This is a genomic window from Streptomyces sp. NPDC048416, assembly GCF_043200435.1.
Lineage (GTDB): Bacteria > Actinomycetota > Actinomycetes > Streptomycetales > Streptomycetaceae > Streptomyces.
Map to the genome: position 1 here is coordinate 1 of NZ_JBICXU010000032.1, position 23,110 is coordinate 23,110.

Consider the following 23,110-nt stretch of genomic DNA (forward strand, 5'->3'; position numbering starts at 1 on the left):
CCACCCCCCAAGACATGCGATCGACAGGGGGAGAAAGTCATGCCAACTCCGGAGGCCGGGCGCCCCATTGCGAGGCAACCAAAACGGTAATGGGGAGGGGCCCCCAGGTTCCCCGTCCCGCCCGTACGCTGGACCGGTGACGGACGAAGCTGCCGGCGGTACGACTGCCCGGAACGAGGACCCGCAGGCCACCCGGGCGACGGCGGGGGGCGAGCCAGGCACGCCGTTGGGCGGGCAGGCAGGAGCGGACGCGGCGCCGGACGCGGCAGCGGGGCAGGAGAGTCCGCCGGGCGGGGCGGAGGCCGAGCGCCCCGAGGCGCGGCTTGAGCGCGCGGTGCGGGCCGCCGAGCAGGCGTTGATCGAGTTCGAGATCGCGGTGGAGACCTTCCGGGTCGAGGTGGAGAATTTCTCCCGGCTGCACCACCAGAAGCTCGGCCCGATGTACGCCAGGCTCGACGAGCTGGACGCGGAGATCGCCGAGGCCCGGGCGGTGCAGAGCGGCGACCCGGAGGATGTGCGCAAGGCGCAAGAGGCCCGGGCGGCCGTGATGCCGATGCCGGGGGTCGAGGAACTTTTCCACGACTGGATGGACTCCGACGGCCTGTCTCCCGAGGCCGCGTCGATGCTCACCGACCAGCCGGTGCGGCCGCCGAAGAGGGTCCGGCCGAGCGAGGAGGTACGCAGGCTGTACCGCGAGCTGGCGCGCAAGGCGCACCCCGACCTGGCGCAGGAGGACGCGGAGCGGGAGCGGCGGGACGAGTTCATCGCGCGGGTCAATGCCGCGTACGGGCGTGGTGACGAGGCGCTGCTGCGTGAGCTGGCCGAGGAGTGGGCGGCCGGGCCGTCGCTGCCCGAGGTGCGGCCGAGCGAGAGCGAGGAGCTGTACGCGCGCCTTGAGTGGCTGAGCCGGCGCAAGGAACTGCTCGCCCTGGTGGCCCGGGAGCTGGAGGACAGCGCGATCGGTTCGATGCTGCGGATGGCGCCGGATGATCCGGACCGGCTCCTTGAGGAGATCGCGGAGCAGTTGCTGGCCGAGGTGGCCGGTCGTGAGGCGGAGCTCGCCAAGCTGGTGCAGTAGCGTGCGGAGGACCTGCCGGGTTCGTACGAGAGAAGGCATGACCCATGAATTTCGCCCCGCTGCCCTCGGTGGATGTCGCCGGTGTGCCGGCCGATGCCCTGGTCCTCGATGTCCGTGAGGCGGACGAGTGGGCGGCGGGGCATGCCGAGGGTGCGCTGCATGTGCCGATGAGTGAGTTCGGGGCTCGTTTCGGTGAGGTGACCGAGGCGGTCGCGGACGGGCGCCGGGCGTATGTGATGTGCCGGGTCGGTGGACGGTCGGCTCAGGTCACGCAGTACCTGGTGCAGCAGGGGATCGACGCGGTGAACGTCGACGGCGGCATGCAGGTGTGGGAGGCGGCGGGTCGCAAGGTCGTCGACGGCCAGGGCGGCCCGGGCACGGTCATCTGACCCGCTGACCCGCTGACCCGCTGACCCGCTGACCCGCTGACCCGCTGACCCGCTGACCCGCTGCCATCCGCTGGCCCGCAGGCCGCTGCCACCCGCAGCCCCGCTGGCCCGCAGCCCCCGGCTGCAAGCGCCACGCAGTCGCAGGCCGGTCGGCCCGTTGTGCGCTGACTCGGGGTGCCGCTGGGCGGCCCGGCTCGTTACGTGGTCTGGCTGAGGGGGTGGGCGGCGATGAGGTCGCCGAGGGCTTCCTCGTGGGCGGCGGCCGGGCCGAGGGCGAGCTCCAGTTGTTTGGCCCAGGCGTGGTACCGGTGCAGTGCGTAGTCGGTGTCCGCGCCGAAGCCTCCGTGGAGGTGTTGGGCGGTCTGGACGATGCGGCGTACGCCTTCGGAGGCCCAGATCTTGGCGACCGCGACGTCACCGGCGGCGGGCAGGGCGCTCTGGGCGCCGCTGCTGATGCGCCAGGCCGCTTGCCACAGGGTGGCTTCCATGGCGCGCAGGTCGATGTAGCGGTCGGCGGCCTGGACGGCGACGGCCTGGAACGTGGCGACCGGGTGGCCGAACTGTTCGCGTTTTCCGGTGTATTGGCTGGTCATGGCGAGCACGGCTTCGCCGAGGCCGAGGGCCTGGGCGCAGGTTCCGGTGGTGAGCAGGTCGCGCAGCCATTCCCATGCGCCGTCGGCTTCGACGACTGCGGACGCGTCGAGGCGTAGGGCTTCGAGGTGGAGTTCGGCGAAGCGTTCGCCGTTGGTGGAGGTCTGGTCGGCGAGGGTGATGCCCTGGTGGTCGCGGGGGACGAGGGCTATGACGGTGTGTCCCTCTGCGGTGTGGGCGGGCACGGCGATGCGGTCGCAGGTCTGGGCCCAGGGCACGCCGGTCTGGGTGCCGTCCAGGATCCAGTGGTCGCCGTCGGGGTGGGCGGTGACGGCGAGTTCGGCGCTGTCGTGGCCGGTGCGGCCGTTGGCGGCGACGGTGACGGCGAGTTCGCCCCGGCCGATCGCGGGCAGGAGTTCCCGCTTCAACTGGGCATGGCCGTAGCGCTGTACGGCCATGGCGACCGCGCTGGTTTCCAGGAGCGGCAGCCGGGCGAGGACTTTGGCGGATTCGCGCAGCAGCAGGCACAGGGCGATCGGGTCGAGGCCGGCTCCGCCGTATGCGGCGTCGATGCCCAGACTCAGCAGGTCCGACGCGGCGGCCTTGGCCCATAGGGCGCGGTCGAAGTCGTCGGCGACGGCACCCGGGGTGAGGGCGGGGCTTGGCACTGTGTCGGGTGCGACGCCGCAGAAGACGGCTCTGGCCGCTTCGACGGCTGCCTGCTGCTCCTCGGTGAAGGTGAAGTCCACGGCCTTGTCCTCCCGCGTGCACCGGTTCTGTCCGGGTGGGGCGGCGCGGTGTGCGTGGGTGCGCCGCCGACCGGACCTGACGGATCGTCAAGATAGAACAGGTTCTACGGGATGGGAATGGCCGCTCGCCGACGGGCGTCGGGTCTCAGCGGTCGAAGTCGAGCTCGACCTCCCCGGTGGCGGGGTGCGACTGGCAGGCCAGCACGTAGCCCGCCTCCGTCTCCTCCGGCTCCAGCGCGAAGTTGCGTTCCATCCGTACTTCGCCCTTGACCAGGAAGGCCCGGCACGTTCCGCACACGCCGCCCTTGCAGGCGTACGGGGCGTCCGCGCGGGCGCGCAGCATCGTTTCGAGGAGGGTTTCGCCTTCCTGCACCGACCAGTTGCCCGAGCGGCCGTCCAGGGTGGCGGTGAGCTTGGCGTGCGCGGGGGCGGCGGCTGCGGCGGCCGGCGCCGGTGCCGCGTCGACGTGGAAAATCTCCTGGTGGACGCGGTCTCGGTCGACGCCCAGGCCGCGCAGCGCCAGCTCCGCGCCTTCGACCAGGCCGAGGGGCCCGCACAGGAACCATCCGTCGATGTCGCCGACCGGGAGCAGCGCGGGCAGCAGGGCGCTCAGCCGTTCGTGGTCGAGGCGGCCCGAGGGCAGCCCGGACTGCTGCTCCTCCCGGGACAGCACGGTGACCAGCTGGAATCGTTCGGGGTAGCGGTCCTTCAGGTCGGCTGTCTCTTCGAGGAACATCGTGGAGGCGGCGCTGCGGTCGCTGCGCAGGAGACAGAACCGGGCTTCGGGCTCGCGGGCGAGCAGGGTGGCCGCGATCGACAGGACGGGGGTGATGCCGCTGCCTCCGACGATCGCCGCGAAGTGCCCGGGGCGCGGGGGCAGGACGAAGCGGCCCATCGGTTCCATGACGTCGACCGTGTCGCCGACGGACAGTTCCTTGAACGCGTACGTGGAGAACGCGCCGCCTTCGACGACGCGGATGCCGACGCGCAGGACCGGCTCGTCCGGCGCCTCGACGGCGGGGGCGCAGATCGAATACGTGCGGCGTATTTCCTCACCGCCCACGACGCGGCGCAGGGCGAGGTGCTGGCCGGGCAGGTGCCGGTAGGTCTCGCGGAGCTCGGGCGGCACGGCGAAGGTGACGGCCACCGCGTCGTCGGTCAGTTGCTCGACCTCGCTGACCCGGAGCGGATGGAACATCTACAACTCCTTGAAGTGGTCGAATGGTTCACGGCAGGACACACAGCGGCGCAGCGCCTTGCACGCGGTGGAGGAGAAGCGGCTGAGCAGTTCGGTGTCGGTGGAGCCGCAGTGCGGGCAGCGGACCGACAGGGTGAGCGCGACCGGTCCATCGATGGTGTGGGGGCGCGGCGGGGCTATGCCGAACTCGGCGAGCTTGCGGCGCCCTTCGGCGCTGATGTCGTCGGTCGACCAGGCGGGGGACAGCACGCGTACGACCGAGACCTCCGGGATGCCGTGGTCGTGCAGCACGCGCTCGATGTCCGTGGCCATGGTCTCGACGGCCGGGCATCCGGTGTAGGTGGGCGTGAGCTCGACCCGCACCCTGCCGGGGGCTTCGACGCGCAGTCCGCGCAGCACGCCGAGCTCGTCGAGGGTCAGCACCGGCAGTTCCGGGTCGGGGACGGAGCCGGCGAGGCGGCGCAGCTCGGTTTCCAGCGCGCTGGGGCGGGTGTCGGTCACCATGACGCCCCCGGGTGACTGCGGTGCAGGTGCTGCATTTCGGCGAGCATGCGCCCGAACGGCTCGGTGTGCAGTCCCTGGCGGCCCGCTCCCGCCGCCCAGGCTCCGGAGCGGGGGCCTTCGGGGACGGTCAGGGTGGCCCGGCCGAGGAGCGTGGTCACCGATTCCAGCCACCGCGTTTCGAGAGCGGCCCAGTCGATGTCGAGTCCCGGCACGGGCTGGAACATCTCGCCGGTGAAGCGCCACAGTGCCGCGCAGGCCCGCTGCATGCGTCCGTGGCTCTCTTGTGTGCCGTCGCCCAGGCGCAGCGTCCACTGCTCGGCGTGGTCGCGGTGGTAGGCGACTTCTTTGACCGCCTTCGCCGCCAGCGCCGCGAACTCGCCCTCCCCGGACGCCAGTTCGCCGTAGAGGAGGTGCTGGTACGTCGAGAAGTACAGCTGGCGGGCGATGGTGTGGGCGAAGTCGCCGATGGGCTGCTCGACGAGCTGGAGGTTGCGGAAGGCGCGCTCCTCACGGAGGTAGGCGAGTTCGTCCTCGTCGCCGACCTGGGAGAGCAGGACCCTGGCCTGGCCGAGCAGGTCGAGCGCGATGTTGGCCAGGGCGACCTCCTCTTCGAGGACGGGCGCGTGGCCGGCCCATTCCCCGAGCCGGTGCGACAGCACGAGGGCGTCGTCCCCGAGGGCCAGGGCGGCGTCCGCCGAGACGATGGCCGTCACAGGTGCTTCACCCCTTCGGGGATCTCGTAGAACGTCGGGTGGCGGTAGGGCTTGTCGGCGGCCGGGTCGAAGAACGAGTCCTTCTCGTCGGGCGAGGAGGCGCTGATCGCGGCGGACGGCACGACCCAGATCGAGACGCCCTCCGACCTGCGGGTGTAGAGGTCCCGGGCGTTGCGCAGGGCCATTTCGGCGTCCGGCGCGTGCAGGCTTCCCGCGTGGGTGTGGGACAGCCCGCGGCGTGAGCGCACGAACACCTCCCACAGCGGCCAGTCGTGCGTGCTCATGCCGTTGCCCCTCCGTTCGCGTGCTGCGCTTGCTGTTTGGTGGCGTGGGCGGCCGCCGCCTCGCGGACCCAGGCGCCCTCTTCGTGGGCCCGGCGCCGCTGGGTGATCCGCTGCTCGTTGCAGGGGCCGTTGCCCTTCAGGACCTCCCAGAACTCCGTCCAGTCGATCGCGCCGAAGTCGTGGTGGCCGCGCTCCTCGTTCCAGCGCAGCTCGGGGTCGGGCAGCGTGAGCCCCAGGCCCTCCGCCTGGCCGACCGCTATGTCCACGAAGCGCTGGCGCAGCTCGTCGTTGGAGTGGCGCTTGATCTTCCACGTCATCGACTGCGCGGAGTGCGCCGACTCGTCGTCGGGCGGGCCGAACATCATCAGTGAGGGCCACCACCAGCGGTTCACCGCGTCCTGCGCCATCGCGTGCTGCTCGGGTGTCCCCTGGGACAGGGCGAGCAGCAGCTCGTACCCCTGCCGCTGGTGGAAGGACTCCTCCTTGCAGATGCGGACCATCGCGCGGGCGTAGGGACCGTAGGAGCAGCGGCACAGCGGGACCTGGTTGGTGATCGCCGCGCCGTCCACCAGCCAGCCGATCGCCCCGACGTCGGCCCAGGTGAGGGTGGGGTAATTGAAGATCGACGAGTATTTCTGGCGACCCGAGTGCAGCTTGTCCAGGAGCTCGTCGCGGCCGGTCCCGAGCGTTTCGGCCGCGCTGTAGAGGTAGAGACCGTGGCCCGCCTCGTCCTGCACCTTGGCCATCAGGATCGCCTTGCGGCGCAGGGACGGCGCACGGGTGATCCAGTTCGCCTCGGGCTGCATGCCGATGATCTCGGAATGGGCGTGCTGCGCCATCTGGCGGACCAGCGAGGAGCGGTACTCCTCCGGCATCCAGTCGCGTGGCTCGATCCGCTCGTCCGCGGCGACGGCCGCGTCGAACACCGCCTGGTGCGACTCACCCGTCTCTGCGGCTGCCGTGGCTGTCGCGGTCACTCCGGTCATTCCGGCCCCCTGCCGAGCTGCTGTGCGGCGGTCTACCAACCGACCGATCGTTCGGTTCAATGACTTCAATGGTGAGTCGACGGCCCGTAGGGTGTCAACCCTGTGGATAACTCAGTGGGTGCCGATCGGGGCGGGATGGATTCGTACAGGGACGGGACCGGGGCCGGGGGCAAGGCCGACGGGGCGGAATCCGAGCAGGTCAGGGCCGTTGAGGACGGATCCGGCAACCGGGTGACGTGCGACTGCGGAGCCTCGCGGGCACCGGGTCCGGTCCCGGAAACCGGCCAGGCTTCCGGTGCGGGCGAGGGCGCCGGTTTCGGTTCGGCGGTCGCCCATGACGGACATACCCCTCACCCACCGGTCGATGGCCGTCGCCCGGCCGACGGTCCCGAGCGGGCCGGTGGTCCTGAACGGGTCGATGGTCCTGAACCGGCCGACGGTTCGGAACCGGCCGATGACCTCCACCCGGCCCATAACCTCCACCCGGCCGACGTCCTTCAGTCGGCCGACGGCCTTGGTTCGGCCAACCGCCCCGCTACCGCGGACGGCCCGGGCCACCCCGCCGACGGCCAGGGGCTCGTACCTCCCCAGGCCCTTGCGGGCGCCGGCGGCGCGGCCGGTCCTTCGCGAGGTGCGGACGCCGACGGGGGGGCCGGTTCCGGGCTCGGGATCGCGGGGCTGCCCGTCCGGTTCCAGTTCGTGGCCGCCCTGGGGCTCGCCGCCATCGCCGTGGTCGCCTGCTTCCAGATCGGGATGGTGTTCCTGCACGTGGCGCCGTCCAACACGATCAGCAAGCAGTACGGCAAGGTCGTGGACGACTGGATCTACCCCGAGTTCGAGCAGAACTGGAAGCTCTTCGCGCCCAATCCGCTCCAGCAGAACATCGACGTCCAGGCGCGCGCCGAGATCAAACTGCCCGACGGCAGCACCAGGACCACCGACTGGATCGACTTCTCCGCACAGGACGGCGCGGGGATCCGCCACAATCCGCTGCCCAGCCACACCGAGCAGAACGAACTGCGGCGCAGCTGGGACTTCTTCGTGGGATCGCACACCGACGACAACAAGCCGAGCGGTCTGCGCGGCGAGCTCTCGGAGCAGTATCTGCGCCGCATCGTCATGCTCCGGCTCGGCACCCACCGCGATGGCGGCACCGTCGACCGGATCCAGGTCAGGTCCATGACCACATCCGTCAAGAGCCCCCCGTGGAGCGACGAGAAGACCGACACCCGGCCGACCTACCGGGTGGTGCCGTGGTGGACGGTGACCCCGGCCGACCTGCCCAAGGGCGCCGGTGACGCAGGCACGGAGGCGAAGCGGTGAGTACGTACGACCACGACGGCCCGGCAGCGCACGGGCGAACGCCGAACGGCCCGCAGCGCGGAGCGGAGGCGGCGCCCGGCGCCGCCCGCGCCGAAGCGCCACCGCACGCCCCGGCTTCCGAGCAGACCCCCACGCCCGCCAGCACCCTCACCCCCGACCGCCCCTCGGCCCCCGAGCGGCCCTCGGCCCCCGAGCGCCCCTCGGCCCCCGAGCGCCCCTCGGCCCCCGACCGCCCCTCGGCCCCCGAGCGGCCCTCGGCCCCCGAGCGCCCCTCGGCCCCCGAGCGCCCCTCGGCCCCCGAGCGCCCCTCGGCCCCCGAGCAGACTCCCGCGCCCGAGACGCATGCGGCGCGGGCCCTGCGGATTGCCTCGGCCGCGGCGCTCGGGCCGTACCAGAGCGCCGTCGTGCGCATCGGCTTCTCCGCGACCTGGCTGTTCTTCCTGCTGCGCGAACTGCCCAACCGGCATGAGCTGTACGGGCCCGACGGCCCCTGGAGCTGGGATCTCGGCAACCGTCTGGTGTCCGGCAACCACGCGTTCACCGTGCTGTTGTGGTCCAGCAGCACGGTCTGGTTCGAGATCGTGTACGCGCTGGCCATCGTGTCCAGCGCTCTCCTGATGCTGGGCTGGCGCACCCGCACCATGTCCGTCGTCTTCATGATCGGTGTGCTCTCCCTGCAGAATCGCTCCGTCTTCGAGGGGGACGGCGGTGACAACGTCATCCACCTGATGGCGATCTATCTGGTCTTCACGCGGTGCGCGCAGGTGTGGTCGCTGGACGCGCGGCGCGCGGCGCGCGGGGCAGGGCGCGACCGGGTCGGCCCGGTGCTGTGGGCGGTGTGCGGCCTTGCGCTGCTGGCCGGCACCTGGCGTATGTCCGGGTCCGGTGTCTTCGGTGGCGGCGAGTGGTGGCTGTGGGTCGTGTTCTGGGGCGTGTGGGCCGGTCAGGGCCTGTGGTGGGCCGTGGCCAGGTTCGCGAGCAGCGACTCACGGGCGCTGCTCGACGTCCTCGGCAACCTCGTCCACAACGCGGCCATGGTCGTGATCATGGCGGAGGTCTGCCTGGTCTACGCGACGGCCGGCTGGTACAAGATCCAGGGCAGCCGCTGGCAGGACGGCACCGCGCTGTTCTACCCGCTGAAGCTGGACTACTTCTCGCCGTGGCCCGAACTCTCCTCCCTCCTGGGCGCGAGCGGCGTGATCGTGATGCTGCTCACCTATGGAACGGTCATGGTGCAAGTGGCGTTCCCGTTCACGCTGTTCAATCGGCGGGTCAAGAACGTCCTGCTGGTGGGGATGATGCTGGAGCACGCGGGGATCGCCGTCCTGCTCGGCCTGCCGTTCTTCTCGCTCGCGATGATCGCCGCCGACGCCGTCTTCCTGCCGACGCCCTTCCTGCGCGCCGTGGGTGCGCTGGCGGCCCGGCTCAGGCCGGGCGTGCGCCGTCCCGAGCGGCGCGGGCAGCGGGCAGAGGAGATCGAGCGGCCACGTACGCTCGTGGGGTGAGCAGCACCGAACAGCCGGCCCCGGCCGAGGACGCCCCGGCCGGCGACCCCATCCAGTACGACGAAGGCTTCGGCCCGGCCGAGGTCGGGGTGGGCCCGCACCCGCTGCCGTGGCCGGAGGGCGAGCGGTACGACCCGGAACTGCTGGCGCACGGCGACCGGCGCAATGTCGTCGACGCCTACCGGTACTGGACGCGGGAGGCGATCGTCGCCGACCTCGACACCCGGCGGCACGACTTCCATGTGGCCGTGGAGAACTGGGGCCACGACTTCAACATCGGCTCCGTGGTGCGCACCGCCAACGCGTTTATGGCCAAGGAGATCCACATCGTCGGGCGGCGCCGCTGGAACCGGCGCGGGGCGATGGTCACCGACCGCTACCAGCATGTGCGCCACCACCCGGACACCGAGTCGCTGACGGCGTGGGCTGCGGCGGAGGGTGTGCCGATCATCGGCATCGACAATCTGCCCGGCGCGGTTCCCCTTGAGCGGACCGAGCTGCCGCGGCGGTGTGTGCTGCTCTTCGGCCAGGAGGGCCCCGGGCTCACCGAGGAGGCGCGCGAGCACGCCCACCTGGTGTGTTCCATCGCCCAGTTCGGCTCCACGCGCTCGATCAACGCGGGAGCCGCGGCAGCCATCGCGATGCACGCCTGGGTGCAGAGGCACGCCGTCGTCCCCGACTGACGCACGCGCCCCCGCCCCTTCGAAACCCTGGGCTCAGCCCTGCGCTCAGCCCTGCCTGCGGACCTCCACCACGCGGAACCGGTTGGCCACGAACGCCGCGTCACACAGGGCCGCGTTGGCCGCCGGGTTGCCGCCCGAGCCGTGGAAGTCGGAGAAGGCGGCCGTCTGGTTGACGTAGACCCCGCCCGTCAGGTTGAGCGACAGCTGGGCCGACTCGTCCAGGCAGACGTCCTCCACCGCGCGCTCCACCTCGGACGATGTGGTGTACGCACCGACCGTCATCGCGCCCTTGTCGCGGACCGTGCGGCGCAGCAGCTCGATCGCGTCCGCCGTGGAGTCGACGGCGACGGCGAAGGAGACCGGGCCGAAGCACTCCGAGAGGTAGGCGGCCTCCGTGTCCGGCTTCGCGCCGTCCAGCTTGACGATCACCGGGGTGCGCACCACCGCGTCCGGGAACTCGGGGTTGGCCACCTCCCGTGAGGGCAGGGCGACTTCACCGAGGCCGGAGGCGGCTTCAAGACGGGACTTCACGTCCGGGTTGACCAGGGCACCGAGCAGCGCGTTGGCCCGGGCGTCGTCGCCGAGGAGACCGCCGACCGCACCCGCGATGTCGGTGACGACCTCGTCGTAGGACTTCTTCCCCGCGTCGGTGGTGATGCCGTCGCGCGGAATCAGCAGGTTCTGCGGGGTGGTGCACATCTGGCCGCTGTACAGGGACAGCGAGAAGGACAGGTTGGCGAGCATGCCCTTGTAGTTGTCGGTGGAGTCGATGACCACCGTGTTGACGCCGGCCTTCTCCGTGTAGACCTGCGCCTGGCGCGCGTTGGTCTCGAGCCAGTCGCCGAATTCCGTGGAGCCCGTGTAGTCGATGATCTTGATTTCGGGGCGCACCGCGAGGGTCTTGGCGATGCCTTCGCCGGGCCGCTCAGCCGCGAGCGCCACCAGGTTGGCATCGAAGCCGGCCTCGGCCAGGACCTCGCGCGCCACCTTCACCGTCATCGCGAGCGGCAGGATCGCGCGCGGGTGGGGCTTGACCAGGACCGGGTTGCCGGTGGCGAGCGAGGCAAACAGGCCCGGGTAGCCGTTCCACGTCGGGAAGGTGTTGCAGCCGATGAGGAGGGCGATGCCGCGCCCGGCCGGTGTGAACGTCTTGGTGAGCTCCAGGGGCTCCCGCTTGCCCTGCGGCTTGGACCAGGCGGCGCTGCCCGACGGGGTGCGTGTCTGCTCCTGGTAGGCGTACGCGACGGCCTCGAGGCCGCGGTCCTGGGCGTGCGGGCCGCCGGCCTGGAACGCCATCATGAAGGCCTGGCCGCTGGTGTGCATGACCGCGTGCGCGAACGCGTGGGTGCGTGCGCCGATGCGGGCCAGGATCTCGATGCAGACCAGGGCGCGCGTCTCGGGTCCGGCGGCCCGCCAGTCGGCCATGCCGGCGCGCATCGCGGGCAGCAGCACGTCCAGATCGGGGTGCGGGTACTGCACGCCCAACTCGATGCCGTAGGGCGAGACTTCGCCGCCCGCCCAGTCGTCGGTGCCCGGCTGGTCGAGGTCGAAGCGGCGGTTCAGGAGCGCGTCGAAGGCCGCCTTGCCGTCTTCGGCGCCCGTCTCCCCGTAGGCCTTGGGGTGCTCCGGGTGCGGCGACCAGTACGCACGCGTGCGGATTGCCTCCAGGGCCCCGTCCAAGGTGGGCCTGTGCTTCTCGGTCAGCTGCATGGAGCAACTCCTCGTCGAGTCTTCGAGCTGGGCAGGGAGAGCCGGACACCGCTAGAGTAACCGAACGATCGGTCGGGACAAGAGGGCCCGGGGAAACCTGTGGACAACTGCCGGCCGCGCCCGTCGGGGCCCCTGTCGTGCGGCCCCGCAAGGGGGCCCGCCGGGCCCGCGGGCACGCCGTAGGGGAGGATCGCGTTCATGACCGAAACCGCCAGCGCCTCAGCGATCGCGCCGAGCCGTACCGTCGCCGTCGTCGGCACCGGGACCATGGGCCAGGGCATCGCCCAGGTCGCCCTGGTCGCCGGGCACCGCGTACGGCTCCACGACGCCGTGCCGGGCCGCGCGCGCGAGGCCGCCGACGCCCTTGCCGGACGCCTGGACCGGCTGGTCGACAAGGGCCGCATCGACGGCGCCGCGCGCGATGCGGCGCTGGCCCGGCTGCACCCGGCCGCCGATCTCGCCGAGCTCGCCGACGCGGCGCTCGTCATCGAAGCGGTCCTCGAACAACTCCCCGTCAAACAGGAGCTGTTCAGCGCCCTGGAGGCGGTGGTGGCCGAGGACTGCCTGCTCGCCACCAACACCTCGTCGCTGTCCGTCACCGCGATCGCGGGGGCGCTCAGGCACCCCGGCCGCTTCGTCGGCCTGCACTTCTTCAACCCGGCGCCGCTGCTCCCGCTGGTCGAGGTCGTCAGCGGCTTCGCCACCGACGAGGCCGCAGCGGTCCGGGCGTACGAAACGGTGAAGGCCTGGGGCAAGACGCCGGTGCGCTGCACCGACACCCCGGGCTTCATCGTCAACCGCATCGCCCGCCCCTTCTACGCCGAGGCCTTCGCCGTCCACGAGGAGCGCGGCGCGGACCCGGCCACCATCGACGCGGTGCTGCGCGAGTGCGGCGGGTTCCGGATGGGCCCGTTCGAGCTGACCGACCTCATCGGGCAGGACGTGAACGAGGCGGTGACGCGCTCGGTCTGGGAGTCCTTCTTCCAGAGCCCCAAGTTCACCCCGTCCCTCGCCCAGCGCCGGCTCGTCGAGTCCGGCCTGCACGGACGCAAGAGCGGGCGCGGCTGGTACGCCTACGAAGCGCCCGGTGCCGCTGGGGGCGCGCCCTCAAAGGAGGCGGGGCGCCCGGCGCCCCGCACCGCCCCGCCCGCCGAGGCACCCGCAGCCGTCACCGTCGTCGGTGACCTGGGCCCCGCCCGCGATCTGGTCGCGATGATGACCGAGGCCGGCATCGACGTGAAGAGCGTCAACGAGGGCGGCCCCTACATCGAGCTTCCGGGGGATGGACAGCTCGTCCCGGCCGACGGCAAGACGTCCGTGGAGTTCGCGGACGTCGTCTACTTCGACCTCGCCCTCGACTACCGGGGCGCCACCCGCATCGCGCTCTCCGCGAGCGAGGACACCTCCGAACGTGCGGTCAGCGAGGCCGTCGGCCTGTTCCAGAAGCTCGGCAAGGAGGTCAGCGTCATCGGTGACGTGCCGGGCATGATCGTGGCCCGTACCGTCGCGATGCTCGTCGACCTCGCCGCCGACGCCGTCGCCAAGGGCGTCGCCACGCCCGAGGACATCGACACCGCGATGCGGCTCGGCGTCAACTACCCGCTCGGGCCCGTCGAATGGAACCGGCGCCTGGGTCAGGACTGGGCGTACGACCTGCTGTCGGCGCTTCACGAGCGTTGCCCCACCGGCCGCTACGCGCCCTCGCTCGCGCTGTACCGACAGGCGTACGCCGGCGACGAGGAGACGGGCTCATGACGACCGCGAAGCGCGACACGTACACGCCGGAGACGCTTCTGACGGTCGCGGTCCGGATCTTCAACGAGCGGGGCTACGACGGCACCTCGATGGAGCACCTGTCCAAGGCCGCCGGGATCTCCAAGTCGTCGATCTACCACCATGTCGCCGGCAAGGAGGAGCTGCTTCGGCGGGCCGTGAGCCGTGCCATCGACGGCCTCTTCGGCGTCCTGGACGAGCCGGGCGCCGTGCGCGGCCGTTCCATCGAGCGCGTCGAGTACGTCACGCGGCGTACCGTCGAAGTCCTGACGGCGGAACTGCCCTACGTCACGCTGCTGTTGCGCGTCCGCGGCAACACCAAGACGGAACGCTGGGCGATGGAGCGGCGCAGGGAGTTCGACCAGCGCGTCGCCGACCTGCTCAAGGCGGCCGTCGCCGACGGTGATCTCCGGGCCGACCTGGACATCCGGCTGGCCACCCGGCTGCTCTTCGGCATGGTCAACTCCCTGGTGGAGTGGTACCGGCCCCAGCGCGAGGGCGAGGCGGACGGGGACCAGATGGCGGACACCGTGGTCAGGATGGCGTTCGACGGGTTGCGGACCGGGCACTGAGGCCCGGGGCCGTTGACGGGCCGCTGCCAAGAAGGCCGGGGCAGGCACCCCGCCCAGGAGCATCGGTCGTCACCTGTGCCACGGCGCCATCGGTCGTCACCTGTGCCACGGCGCCATCGGTTGTCACCTGCGCCCGGGCGCCATCGGTCGTCACCTGCGCCCGGGCGCCGTCGGCGGCGCTCAGACGGGGTCGAGGTCCGTCTCCTCGAACACCAGCAGCGTGCGCGTGGACAGCACCTCCGGGATGGACTGGATCCGGGTCAGGACGAGTTCGCGCAAGGCCCTGTTGTCCGGGGTGTGCACCAGGAGCAGTACGTCGAAGTCACCGCTCACCAGGGCGATGTGTGCCGCGCCCGGCAGTTGCCTGAGCTGTGCGCGCACGGTGCGCCAGGAGTTCTGCACGATTTTGAGCGTGATGTACGCGGCGGCGCCCTGGCCCGCCCTCTCGTGGTCCACGCGCGCGGTGAAGCCGCGGATCACGCTGTCCTCGACGAGCCGGTTGATCCTGGCGTAGGCATTGGCGCGCGAGACGTGCACCCGCTCGGCCACGGACCGTATCGAGGCCCGGCCGTCCGTCTGGAGGATGCGCAGGATGTCGTGGTCGATCTCGTCCAGCGGGCGCGCCGGCACCGGCCGGGCGTCGCCGGTGGCCATTTGTTCAGCTGCCATGTCCCCCCGCCTTCCTGTTGTGGACGACCTGTTCCCATCACAGGCTGTGGAGAACCGTTTGTCCACAGGCTGAGGGTGCCTGTAGCCAAAATGCGTCCACGACCGAACAATCGGTAGGTGAGGGGCGTCACAGTCGCGCGCCCCGCCCTGGATGTCCGCTCCCTACAAGGAGGTGCATTGGCATGACGGTCCAAGAGCTCCCCGGTGCCGCCGCATACCGGCCGACCCCTCCGCCCGCCTGGAGGCCGCGCACCGACCCCGCGCCGCTCCTCCCGGACCCCGAGCCCTTCCGGGTCCTGGGTACCGGCGCCGAGCTCGACCGCCCGCTGATGCTGAAGCTGTACACGGAGCTGGTGCGTGGCCGCCGCTACAACGCGCAGGCGACCGCCCTCACCAAGCAGGGCCGCCTCGCCGTGTACCCGTCCTCCACCGGCCAGGAGGCCTGCGAGGTCGCCGCGGCGCTCGCCCTTGAGGAGCGCGACTGGCTGTTTCCGAGCTACCGCGACACCCTGGCCGCCGTCGCGCGTGGCCTCGACCCCATGCAGGCGCTGACCCTGCTCCGCGGCGACTGGCACACCGGTTACGACCCGCGGGAGCACCGCATCGCGCCGCTTTCCACCCCCCTCGCCACGCAGCTGCCGCACGCGGTGGGTCTGGCCCACGCGGCCCGCCTCAAGGGTGACGACGTGGTGGCGCTCGCCCTGGTCGGTGACGGCGGCACCAGCGAGGGCGACTTCCACGAGGCACTGAACTTCGCGGCCGTGTGGCAGGCCCCGGTGGTCTTCCTGGTGCAGAACAACGGCTTCGCGATCTCCGTGCCGCTCGCCAAGCAGACCGCCGCGCCCTCCCTCGCCCACAAGGCCGTCGGCTACGGAATGCCGGGCCGCCTGGTGGACGGCAATGACGCGCCCGCGGTGCACCAGGTGCTCTCGGAGGCTGTCGCCCGCGCCCGGCGCGGCGGCGGCCCCACCCTGATCGAGGCGGTCACGTACCGGATGGAGGCGCACACCAACGCCGACGACGCGACCCGCTACCGGGGCTCCGCCGAGGTCGAGGCCTGGCGCGAGCACGATCCGATCCGGATCCTGGAGGACGAGTTGACCGCCCGGGGGATCCTCGACGAGGACGGCATACGTGCCGCCGCCGAGGGCGCCGAGGCCATGGCGGCGGCGCTGCGCGAGCAGATGAACGCCGACCCGGTCCTCGACCCCATGGACCTGTTCACCCAGGTGTACGCCGAGCAGAACGGGCAACTGCGCGAGCAGGCGGCCCAGTTGCGCGCCGAGCTGGAAGCCGAGGCCCGCTGATGGCCACCGCCACCCCCACCGCCACCACCGCCAAGAAGCCCGCCACCATGGCGCAGGCGCTCCAGCGCGCCATGCGCGACGCCATGGCCGCGGACCCCACCGTGCACGTCCTCGGCGAGGACGTCGGCACCCTGGGCGGGGTCTTCCGGGTGACCGACGGGCTCGCCAAGGAGTTCGGCGAGGACCGCTGCACCGACACCCCGCTCGCCGAGGCCGGGATCCTCGGCACGGCCGTCGGCATGGCGATGTACGGGCTGCGGCCGGTCGTCGAGATGCAGTTCGACGCCTTCGCCTATCCGGCGTTCGAGCAGTTGATCAGCCATGTTGCCAAGATGCGCAACCGCACCCGCGGCGCAATGGCCATGCCCCTCGTGGTGCGGGTGCCCTACGGCGGCGGCATCGGCGGTGTCGAGCACCACAGCGACTCCAGCGAGGCCTACTACATGGCGACGCCCGGTCTCCAGGTCGTCACCCCCGCCACCGTGGAGGACGCCTACGGGATGCTCAGGGCCGCCATCGCGTCCGACGACCCGGTGGTCTTCCTTGAGCCCAAACGGCTGTACTGGTCGAAGTCCGACTGGTCGCCCGAGGACCCGACGCCGGTCGAGCCCATCGGCAAGGCCGTCGTGCGCCGCACCGGTACCAGCGCCACGCTCATCACATACGGCCCGTCCGTGCCGGTGTGTCTTGAGGCGGCCGAGGCGGCCCGCGAGGAGGGCTGGGACCTCGAAGTCGTCGACCTGCGCTCGCTGGTGCCGTTCGACGACGAGACGGTGTGCGCGTCGGTGCGCCGCACCGGGCGGGCCGTCGTGGTCCACGAGTCGGCCGGCTTCGGCGGCCCCGGCGGCGAGATCGCGGCCCGGATCTCCGAGCGCTGCTTCCACCACCTGGAGGCGCCCGTGCTGCGGGTCGCCGGGTTCGACATTCCCTATCCGCCGCCCATGCTGGAGAAGCACCATCTGCCGGGCGTGGACCGGGTGCTCGACGCGGTGGCGCGGCTCCAGTGGGAGGCGGGGCGCTGATGCCGAAGGTCCTGGAGTTCAAGCTGCCCGACCTCGGTGAGGGGCTGACCGAGGCGGAGATCGTGCGCTGGCTCGTCTCGGTCGGCGACGTGGTGGCCGTGGACCAGCCGGTTGTCGAGGTGGAGACGGCCAAGGCGATGGTCGAGGTGCCCTGCCCCTATGGGGGAGTGGTCACCGCGCGCTTCGGCGAGGAAGGCACCGAACTGCCCGTCGGCGCGCCCCTGCTGACCGTGGCGGTCGGCGCTCCGCAGGAGCATGAGGCGGCCGAGGAAGCCGCATCCTCCGAGCACTCGGGCAACGTCCTGGTCGGCTACGGGACGGGGGCGGCCACCGCCCGCCGCCGCGGCCGGATCAGGCCCGCCGTGTCGCTCGCGGCGCCCGTCGGCGCCCCGGCTCCCGCGACGGCGGTCACCACCCCGGCGAAACCCTCCGCCCCGGCCGTGGCGACGGGGCCCGTGCCGGTCATTTCACCCCTCGTACGCAGGCTTGCCCGCGAACACGGGCTCGACCTGCGGGAGTTGAGCGGGTCCGGGCCCGACGGGCTGATTCTGCGCGCCGACGTGGAGACGGCGATGAAGGCCCCGGCCTCCCCCGCGCCGGCCTCCCCCGCCCCGGTCCCGCCCGCACCCGTGGCCGCCACGGGCGCCGCGTCGAGCACCGCCTCCCGCACGGCCGGCGGCGAGCGGATCGCGCTGCGCGGCATCCGCGGCGCGGTCGCCGACAAGCTCAGCCGCAGCCGGACCGAAATTCCCGACGCGACCTGCTGGGTGGACGCCGACGCCACCGAACTGATGGCGGCGCGCACCGCCATGAATGCGGCAGGCGGCCCCAAGGTGTCCGTCCTCGCGCTGCTCGCCCGGATCTGCACGGCGGCGCTCGCCCGGTTCCCCGAGCTCAACTCGACGGTCGACCTGGCGGCCCGTGAGATCGTGCGGCTGCCCGAGGTGCACCTGGGCTTCGCCGCCCAGACCGAGCGCGGCCTGGTCGTCCCCGTCGTGCGTGACGCCCACGCCCGCGACGTCGAATCCATCGGCGCCGAGCTGGTCCGGCTCACCGAGGCGGCCCGCACGGGCACGCTGACTCCGGGCGAGCTGACCGGCGGCACCTTCACCCTCAACAATTACGGGGTTTTCGGCGTCGACGGCTCCACGCCGATCATCAACCACCCCGAGGCCGCCATGCTGGGCGTCGGCCGGATCATTCCCAAGCCGTGGGTGCACGAAGGAGAACTCGCCGTACGCCAGGTCGTGCAGCTCTCCCTCACCTTCGACCACCGGGTCTGCGACGGCGGTACGGCGGGCGGCTTCCTGCGGTACGTCGCGGACTGTGTGGAGCACCCGGTGGTGCTGCTGCGCACCCTGTGACAAACGTTCCCGCCGACCCGGGACGTTCGCGGTGATCGCGGTGATCGCGGTGGTCGCGGTGGTCGCGGTGGTCGCGGTGGTCGCGGTGGCCCCGGTGGTAGCGGTGGTGGCGGTGATCGGGCGGCGGCCCATACTCGGGAGATGACCGCGTATGACGCCGCCGCCACCCCGCACAACGCCGCGGCAGCCCCCGAGCAGGACGCCGCAGCTCCCGAGCAGGACATCGCAACCGGGCGGGACGCCATCGAGACCGCGCGGTTCGCCGCGCACACGGCGCACGACGACGCGGCCGCGTACGACGCCGTGGTGCTCGCCGGGGGCGCCGCCAAGCGGCTCGGCGGCGCCGACAAACCCGGGCTCAGCGTGGGCGGCCGTTCCCTGCTCGACCGGGTGCTCACCGCCTGCGCCGGCGCCGCGACCACCGTCGTGGTGGGGGGCAGGCGGACCACCGCGCGACCGGTGACCTGGGCCCGGGAGGAACCGGCAGGCGGAGGGCCGGTGGCCGCTCTCGACGCCGGGGTACGGCACACGTCGGCCAAGTCCGTGCTCGTGCTCTCGGCCGACCTGCCCTTCCTGGCCGCGCCCACCGTCGCAGCCCTTCTCGACGCGCTGCGCAGCACCGGCCGCGAGGGCGCGCTCTGCGCCGACACCGACGGCCGCGACCAGCCGCTGGTCGCCGTCTACCGGGCGGAACCGCTGCGCCGCGAGCTCGCCCTGCTCGCCGCCGAACACGGCTCGCTCGCCGGTCTCCCGCTGCGGCTGCTCACCCGCAGACTCGACCTCACCCGCGTCACGGCGGATCCGCTGGCCTCGTTCGACTGCGACACCTGGGAAGACCTCGCAGCGGCGCGGGCCCGGATCAGGGACCATGGGGACGTGCTGGACGAATGGATCACCGCAGTCAAGAACGAACTCGGCATCGAACTGGACGTCGACACCGGCGTCCTGCTCGACCTGGCCAGGGACGCCGCGCACGGCGTGGCCCGGCCCGCCGCCCCCCTCACCACGTTCCTGGTCGGCTACGCGGCGGCGAAAGCGGGCGGCGAGGGCAACGACGTCGTGGACGCGGCCCGCCGGGCGGCCGCCCTCGCCAACCGCTGGGCGGCCGAGGCCGAAGCCTCCGACGGTCCGAAGAACGACGCGGGATGACCGCCAAGACCCCGGCGGCGGACGACGGATCCGACGAAGCCCTCGCCCTGCTGCGGGAAACCGGCCCGGCCATCCCGCAGCGAGAGACCGTGGTCGCGAACCGGCCCTCCACGGAGCTCCCCGCGTCCGGCGCCCACAAGACGCCGCGCCACCGCGCCTCCGCCTGGGACGACGCCCGGGCCGTGGCCGCTCGGGCCGGCCGGTCCGCGCCGCCCCGTGCCCACCGGGTGCCGCTGGAGCGGGCCCTGGGTGAAATCCTCACCGAACCGCTCACCGCGCTCACCGACCTGCCCTCCTTCGACACCTCCGCCATGGACGGCTGGGCGGTCGCAGGACCCGGTCCCTGGGCGGTGCAGGACGGCGGCATCCTCGCCGGGCACGCGGCACCGGCCCCGCTCGGCGACGGCGAGGCCGTGCGCATTGCCACCGGTGCCCGCATCCCGTCCGGCGCCACCGCGGTGATCCGCAGCGAACACGCCCGCAGCGACGCGGCCCGCACCCTGCTCCAGGCCGATCGCGTGGTGCTGCACGGCCAGGACATCCGCCCGCGCGGCCAGGAGTGCCGCTCGGGCGATGTGCTGCTGCCCGCCACCGCGCTCGTGACCCCGGCCGTGCTCGGCCTGGCCGCGGCAGCCGGATATGACGAGCTCGGCACCGTGCCGAGACCGCGCGTCGAGGTGCTGGTCCTGGGCGACGAACTGCTCACGCAGGGTCGCCCGCACGACGGGCTGATCCGCGACGCGCTGGGCCCGATGCTCGGCGTCTGGCTGAAGGCGATCGGCGCCGACGTGCTCGGAACCCGTCGGCTGAAGGACGACGCGGGCGCGCTGCTCGCCGCCGTCACCGGCTCCGCGGCCGACCTCGTGATCACCACCGGGGGCACCGCGGCCGGACCCGTCGACCACGTCCACCCCGTGCTGCACAAGGCCGGGGCCGAGCTCCTGGTCGACGGCGTCGCCGTGCGGCCCGGCCACCCCATGCTGCTGGCGCAGATCGGAGTGGGCAAACACCTGGTCGGACTGCCCGGCAATCCGCTGGCCGCGGTCTCAGGACTGCTCACCCTGGCGGAGCCGCTGTTGCGTGAACTGGCCCGGCGGGCACGCCCGGTGAGCTATACCGCGCCGCTGCGCAACGAGGTGCAGGGCCATCCGCACGACACCCGCCTCGTCCCGGTCGTGCACCGTGCGGAACGGGTCGTGCCGTTGCACTACAACGGCCCGGCGATGCTGCGCGGAATCGCCGCCGCCGACGGGCTCGCGGTGGTGCCGCCGGGCGGGGCACGGGCGGGTCAGGAAGTCGAAATCCTCGACCTTCCGTGGGCGCAGGCGGGATCGGGCGGCGGGTGTTTCACGTGAAACCTCATCGCGGCGCCGACACCGCGCCTGGCGGCAGGGGATGTTCCACGTGAAACATGTCGCAACGCCCGTCAACTCCCGTTGCCGACAAGGGAGTTTCACGTGAAACTGCCCGGCCATGACGCGATGGCACGCCAGGCGGGCGAGAACCTGATCACCCGGCGGGTGCAACTCCCCCGCCGGGTGGTGGACCGGCCCCTTCGGCAGGTCGCCAAACGCATCCTCATGGCACTCGCCGTGCTGATACTGACGACCCTCATCGTCTGGATGGACCGCGACGGCTATCACGACAACGCCAATGGCAAGGTCGACTTCCTCGACGCCGTCTACTACGCCACCGTCACCCTCTCCACGACGGGCTACGGCGACATCGTCCCCTACAGCGACACCGCGCGGCTCACGAACATCCTGCTCGTGACACCGCTGCGCGTGCTGTTCCTGATCATCCTGGTCGGCACCACCCTCGAAGTCCTCACCGAACGGACGCGGGAAGAGTGGCGGCTCAACCGCTGGAAGGCGCAATTGCGAGAGCACACCGTCGTCGTCGGTTTCGGGACGAAGGGCCGTTCTGCGATCCAGACCCTGTGCGCGAGAGGCCTGAAGAAGGACCAGGTCGTGGTCGTCGACCCCAGCGCCAAAGTGATCGAAGCCGCCAACGCGGAGGGATTCGTCGGAGTCATCGGCGATGCCACCCGCAGCGACGTGCTGGTGCGCGCCGAGCTGCACAAGGCACGCCAGGTCGTCATCGCCACCCAGCGCGACGACACCGCGGTCCTGGTCACGCTGACGGCCCGCCAGCTCAACCGGGGCGCCAAGATCGTCGCCGCGGTGCGCGAGGAGGAGAACGCGCCGCTGCTGCGCCAGTCCGGCGCCGACGCCGTCATCACCAGCGCCAGCGCGGCCGGCCGGCTGCTCGGTCTTTCCGTGCTCAGTCCGAGCGCCGGCACCGTGATGGAGGACCTGATCCAGCAGGGCAGCGGGCTGGACATGGTGGAGCGGCCCGTGCGCAAGGACGAGGTGGGGCGCGGGGTCCGGGAAACCAAGGACTTGGTGGTGAGCGTGCTGCGCGGGCACCGACTGCTGGCGTACGACGACCCCAGGGCGAGCCCGCTCCAGCTGACGGACCGGCTCATCACGATCGTACGAGCCGGTGGCACGCCCTTGGGGGGCGAGCCGGAGTAGCGTCGACCGCATGCATGCGATCACGATTCCTGAGCCGGGCGGTCCCGAGGCGCTGGTCTGGGCCGAGGTCCCCGATCCCGTACCGGGCGAGGGCGAAGTCCTCGTCGAGGTGGCCGCGGCCGCCGTCAACCGTGCCGATGTGCTCCAGCGGCAGGGCTTCTACAACCCGCCGCCCGGGGCGTCCCCGTATCCCGGCCTTGAGTGTTCCGGGCGGATCTCCGCGCTGGGGCCCGGGGTGTCCGGGTGGAAAGTCGGCGACGAGGTGTGCGCGCTGCTGAGCGGCGGCGGCTATGCCGAAAAGGTGGCCGTGCCGGCCGGGCAGCTGCTGCCCGTGCCCGAGGGCGTGGGACTGACCGAGGCGGCGGCCCTGCCCGAGGTCGTCTGCACCGTCTGGTCGAACGTGTTCATGGTGTCCCACCTGCGGCCCGGCGAGACGCTTCTGGTGCACGGCGGGGCCAGCGGTATCGGCACCATGGCGATCCAGCTGGGCAAGGCGATCGGTGCCAAGGTCGCGGTCACCGCCGGAGGCTCCGGCAAACTGGCGCGCTGCGCCGAACTGGGCGCGGACATCCTCATCGACTACCGCGAACAGGACTTCGTGGACGAGGTGTTGAAGGCGACCGACGGTATCGGCGCCGATGTCATCCTCGACATCATGGGCGCCAAGTACCTGGAGCGGAACGTACGGGCGCTCGCCGTCAACGGGCGGCTCGCGGTGATCGGTCTCCAGGGCGGCGCCAAGGGCGAGCTGAACCTGGGCGCGCTGCTCACCAAGCGGGCCGCGGTCACCGCGACCTCGCTGCGCGGGCGGCCCGCGGCGGAGAAGGCGGCGATCGTGGCGGCCGTGCGTGAGCACGTGTGGCCGCTGATCGCCGGCGGCGGGGTGCGGCCCGTGGTGGACCGGACGCTGCCGCTGGCGGACGCGGCCGAGGGCCACCGGGTGCTCGAAGCCTCCCAGCACATCGGGAAGGTCCTGCTCGCGGCCGGGTGAGGGACGCATCCGA

The 23,110-nt window shown here is 72.0% G+C and carries 22 protein-coding genes; 14 read left to right on the plus strand and 8 right to left on the minus strand.

The genetic code is table 11. From position 1 onward, the window contains the following. The first annotated feature begins 136 nt into the window (after positions 1–136). Together ACGFW5_RS29350 and ACGFW5_RS29355 are read left to right on the plus strand one after the other, a co-directional pair. Positions 137–1,078 (plus strand): hypothetical protein, encoded by a 942-nt coding sequence (locus ACGFW5_RS29350; RefSeq protein WP_393837329.1) that lies wholly within the window; start codon positions 137–139, stop codon positions 1,076–1,078. A gap of 44 nt (positions 1,079–1,122) precedes the next feature. Beyond that, entirely contained in the window at positions 1,123–1,467 is a 345-nt protein-coding gene (locus ACGFW5_RS29355) for a rhodanese-like domain-containing protein (RefSeq protein WP_393837330.1), read from the plus strand. 197 nt (positions 1,468–1,664) lie between these two features. On the opposite strand, the gene ACGFW5_RS29360 is transcribed toward ACGFW5_RS29355, so the two are convergent. The 6 genes from ACGFW5_RS29360 to paaA all read right to left on the minus strand — a co-directional run bounded on the left by ACGFW5_RS29360 (position 1,665) and on the right by paaA (position 6,492). Then, positions 1,665–2,807 (minus strand): acyl-CoA dehydrogenase family protein, encoded by a 1,143-nt coding sequence (locus tag ACGFW5_RS29360; RefSeq protein ID WP_393837331.1) that lies wholly within the window; start codon positions 2,805–2,807, stop codon positions 1,665–1,667. A gap of 145 nt (positions 2,808–2,952) precedes the next feature. Beyond that, positions 2,953–4,005: a 2Fe-2S iron-sulfur cluster-binding protein gene (locus ACGFW5_RS29365; protein ID WP_393837332.1), complete on the minus strand. Its 1,053-nt coding sequence runs from the start codon at positions 4,003–4,005 to the stop codon at positions 2,953–2,955. Then, the gene (gene paaD / locus ACGFW5_RS29370; protein ID WP_393837333.1) at positions 4,006–4,509 is read right to left on the minus strand and encodes a 1,2-phenylacetyl-CoA epoxidase subunit PaaD; all 504 of its coding nucleotides are present in this window, start codon (positions 4,507–4,509) and stop codon (positions 4,006–4,008) included. After that, the gene (paaC, locus tag ACGFW5_RS29375; RefSeq protein WP_393837334.1) at positions 4,503–5,222 is read right to left on the minus strand and encodes a 1,2-phenylacetyl-CoA epoxidase subunit PaaC; all 720 of its coding nucleotides are present in this window, start codon (positions 5,220–5,222) and stop codon (positions 4,503–4,505) included. Before paaC ends, paaD begins: the two co-directional genes overlap by 7 nt. Beyond that, positions 5,219–5,506 carry a 1,2-phenylacetyl-CoA epoxidase subunit PaaB gene (paaB, locus tag ACGFW5_RS29380; RefSeq protein ID WP_393131100.1) on the minus strand — a complete coding sequence of 96 codons (288 nt, stop codon included), beginning with the start codon at positions 5,504–5,506 and terminating at the stop codon, positions 5,219–5,221. Before paaB ends, paaC begins: the two co-directional genes overlap by 4 nt. Then, on the minus strand, positions 5,503–6,492 hold the full coding sequence (paaA, locus tag ACGFW5_RS29385) for a 1,2-phenylacetyl-CoA epoxidase subunit PaaA (protein WP_393837335.1): 990 nt from the start codon (positions 6,490–6,492) through the stop codon (positions 5,503–5,505). The genes paaB and paaA overlap by 4 nt, the downstream gene beginning before the upstream one ends. A gap of 135 nt (positions 6,493–6,627) precedes the next feature. Here paaA and ACGFW5_RS29390 point away from each other — a divergent pair, with 135 nt between their 5' ends. From ACGFW5_RS29390 to ACGFW5_RS29400, 3 genes are all read left to right on the plus strand, one after another. Further along, positions 6,628–7,815 (plus strand): DUF5819 family protein, encoded by a 1,188-nt coding sequence (locus tag ACGFW5_RS29390; RefSeq protein WP_393837336.1) that lies wholly within the window; start codon positions 6,628–6,630, stop codon positions 7,813–7,815. A gap of 356 nt (positions 7,816–8,171) precedes the next feature. Then, positions 8,172–9,320 carry an HTTM domain-containing protein gene (locus ACGFW5_RS29395; protein WP_393837400.1) on the plus strand — a complete coding sequence of 383 codons (1,149 nt, stop codon included), beginning with the start codon at positions 8,172–8,174 and terminating at the stop codon, positions 9,318–9,320. Beyond that, positions 9,317–10,003 (plus strand): TrmH family RNA methyltransferase, encoded by a 687-nt coding sequence (locus ACGFW5_RS29400; RefSeq protein WP_393837337.1) that lies wholly within the window; start codon positions 9,317–9,319, stop codon positions 10,001–10,003. The genes ACGFW5_RS29395 and ACGFW5_RS29400 overlap by 4 nt, the downstream gene beginning before the upstream one ends. 45 nt (positions 10,004–10,048) lie before the next feature. On the opposite strand, the gene paaN is transcribed toward ACGFW5_RS29400, so the two are convergent. Then, entirely contained in the window at positions 10,049–11,713 is a 1,665-nt protein-coding gene (paaN, locus tag ACGFW5_RS29405; RefSeq protein WP_393837338.1) for a phenylacetic acid degradation protein PaaN, read from the minus strand. Between the two features lie 198 nt (positions 11,714–11,911). Between paaN and ACGFW5_RS29410 the strand changes: the two genes are divergently transcribed. Both ACGFW5_RS29410 and ACGFW5_RS29415 read left to right on the plus strand, forming a co-directional pair. After that, a complete protein-coding gene (locus ACGFW5_RS29410) occupies positions 11,912–13,468 on the plus strand; it encodes a 3-hydroxyacyl-CoA dehydrogenase (RefSeq protein ID WP_393837339.1) in 1,557 nt (518 codons plus the stop codon). After that, complete coding sequence (locus tag ACGFW5_RS29415) at positions 13,465–14,058, plus strand: TetR/AcrR family transcriptional regulator (protein ID WP_393837340.1); 594 nt, start codon at positions 13,465–13,467, stop codon at positions 14,056–14,058. The genes ACGFW5_RS29410 and ACGFW5_RS29415 overlap by 4 nt, the downstream gene beginning before the upstream one ends. 180 nt (positions 14,059–14,238) lie before the next feature. Here the strand turns inward: ACGFW5_RS29415 and ACGFW5_RS29420 are convergent, their stop codons facing one another. Then, positions 14,239–14,727, minus strand: coding sequence for an Lrp/AsnC family transcriptional regulator (locus tag ACGFW5_RS29420; protein WP_393837341.1), 489 nt, complete (start codon positions 14,725–14,727; stop codon positions 14,239–14,241). 182 nt (positions 14,728–14,909) lie between these two features. Here ACGFW5_RS29420 and pdhA point away from each other — a divergent pair, with 182 nt between their 5' ends. The 7 genes from pdhA to ACGFW5_RS29455 all read left to right on the plus strand — a co-directional run bounded on the left by pdhA (position 14,910) and on the right by ACGFW5_RS29455 (position 23,097). Further along, entirely contained in the window at positions 14,910–16,034 is a 1,125-nt protein-coding gene (gene pdhA / locus ACGFW5_RS29425) for a pyruvate dehydrogenase (acetyl-transferring) E1 component subunit alpha (protein WP_393837342.1), read from the plus strand. Next, positions 16,034–17,056 carry an alpha-ketoacid dehydrogenase subunit beta gene (locus ACGFW5_RS29430; RefSeq protein ID WP_393837343.1) on the plus strand — a complete coding sequence of 341 codons (1,023 nt, stop codon included), beginning with the start codon at positions 16,034–16,036 and terminating at the stop codon, positions 17,054–17,056. The genes pdhA and ACGFW5_RS29430 overlap by 1 nt, the downstream gene beginning before the upstream one ends. Continuing rightward, a complete protein-coding gene (locus ACGFW5_RS29435; RefSeq protein WP_393837344.1) occupies positions 17,056–18,420 on the plus strand; it encodes a dihydrolipoamide acetyltransferase family protein in 1,365 nt (454 codons plus the stop codon). Before ACGFW5_RS29430 ends, ACGFW5_RS29435 begins: the two co-directional genes overlap by 1 nt. Positions 18,421–18,561: 141 nt before the next feature. Next, entirely contained in the window at positions 18,562–19,569 is a 1,008-nt protein-coding gene (locus ACGFW5_RS29440) for an NTP transferase domain-containing protein (protein ID WP_393837345.1), read from the plus strand. Beyond that, positions 19,566–20,924: a molybdopterin molybdotransferase MoeA gene (locus ACGFW5_RS29445; protein ID WP_393837346.1), complete on the plus strand. Its 1,359-nt coding sequence runs from the start codon at positions 19,566–19,568 to the stop codon at positions 20,922–20,924. Before ACGFW5_RS29440 ends, ACGFW5_RS29445 begins: the two co-directional genes overlap by 4 nt. A 102-nt stretch (positions 20,925–21,026) precedes the next feature. Further along, entirely contained in the window at positions 21,027–22,106 is a 1,080-nt protein-coding gene (locus ACGFW5_RS29450; protein WP_393837347.1) for a potassium channel family protein, read from the plus strand. 10 nt (positions 22,107–22,116) lie between these two features. Next, positions 22,117–23,097, plus strand: a complete 981-nt coding sequence (locus ACGFW5_RS29455) for an NAD(P)H-quinone oxidoreductase (RefSeq protein WP_393837348.1) — start codon at positions 22,117–22,119, stop codon at positions 23,095–23,097. Positions 23,098–23,110 lie beyond the last annotated feature (13 nt).

Excerpts from the sequence above, each read along its gene's own strand:
- ACGFW5_RS29365 (WP_393837332.1), bottom strand. The coding sequence starts at position 4,005 with ATGTTCCATCCGCTCCGGGTCAGCGAGGTCGAGCAACTGACCGACGAC.
- ACGFW5_RS29415 (WP_393837340.1), top strand. The coding sequence starts at position 13,465 with ATGACGACCGCGAAGCGCGACACGTACACGCCGGAGACGCTTCTGACG.
- ACGFW5_RS29435 (WP_393837344.1), top strand. The coding sequence starts at position 17,056 with ATGCCGAAGGTCCTGGAGTTCAAGCTGCCCGACCTCGGTGAGGGGCTG.
- pdhA (WP_393837342.1), top strand. The coding sequence starts at position 14,910 with ATGACGGTCCAAGAGCTCCCCGGTGCCGCCGCATACCGGCCGACCCCT.
- ACGFW5_RS29430 (WP_393837343.1), top strand. The coding sequence starts at position 16,034 with ATGGCCACCGCCACCCCCACCGCCACCACCGCCAAGAAGCCCGCCACC.
- paaD (WP_393837333.1), bottom strand. The coding sequence starts at position 4,509 with ATGGTGACCGACACCCGCCCCAGCGCGCTGGAAACCGAGCTGCGCCGC.
- ACGFW5_RS29455 (WP_393837348.1), top strand. The coding sequence starts at position 22,117 with ATGCATGCGATCACGATTCCTGAGCCGGGCGGTCCCGAGGCGCTGGTC.
- ACGFW5_RS29355 (WP_393837330.1), top strand. The coding sequence starts at position 1,123 with ATGAATTTCGCCCCGCTGCCCTCGGTGGATGTCGCCGGTGTGCCGGCC.
- ACGFW5_RS29390 (WP_393837336.1), top strand. The coding sequence starts at position 6,628 with ATGGATTCGTACAGGGACGGGACCGGGGCCGGGGGCAAGGCCGACGGG.
- paaN (WP_393837338.1), bottom strand. The coding sequence starts at position 11,713 with ATGCAGCTGACCGAGAAGCACAGGCCCACCTTGGACGGGGCCCTGGAG.
- paaA (WP_393837335.1), bottom strand. The coding sequence starts at position 6,492 with ATGACCGGAGTGACCGCGACAGCCACGGCAGCCGCAGAGACGGGTGAG.
- ACGFW5_RS29440 (WP_393837345.1), top strand. The coding sequence starts at position 18,562 with ATGACCGCGTATGACGCCGCCGCCACCCCGCACAACGCCGCGGCAGCC.
- paaB (WP_393131100.1), bottom strand. The coding sequence starts at position 5,506 with ATGAGCACGCACGACTGGCCGCTGTGGGAGGTGTTCGTGCGCTCACGC.
- ACGFW5_RS29420 (WP_393837341.1), bottom strand. The coding sequence starts at position 14,727 with ATGGCAGCTGAACAAATGGCCACCGGCGACGCCCGGCCGGTGCCGGCG.
- ACGFW5_RS29410 (WP_393837339.1), top strand. The coding sequence starts at position 11,912 with ATGACCGAAACCGCCAGCGCCTCAGCGATCGCGCCGAGCCGTACCGTC.
- ACGFW5_RS29445 (WP_393837346.1), top strand. The coding sequence starts at position 19,566 with ATGACCGCCAAGACCCCGGCGGCGGACGACGGATCCGACGAAGCCCTC.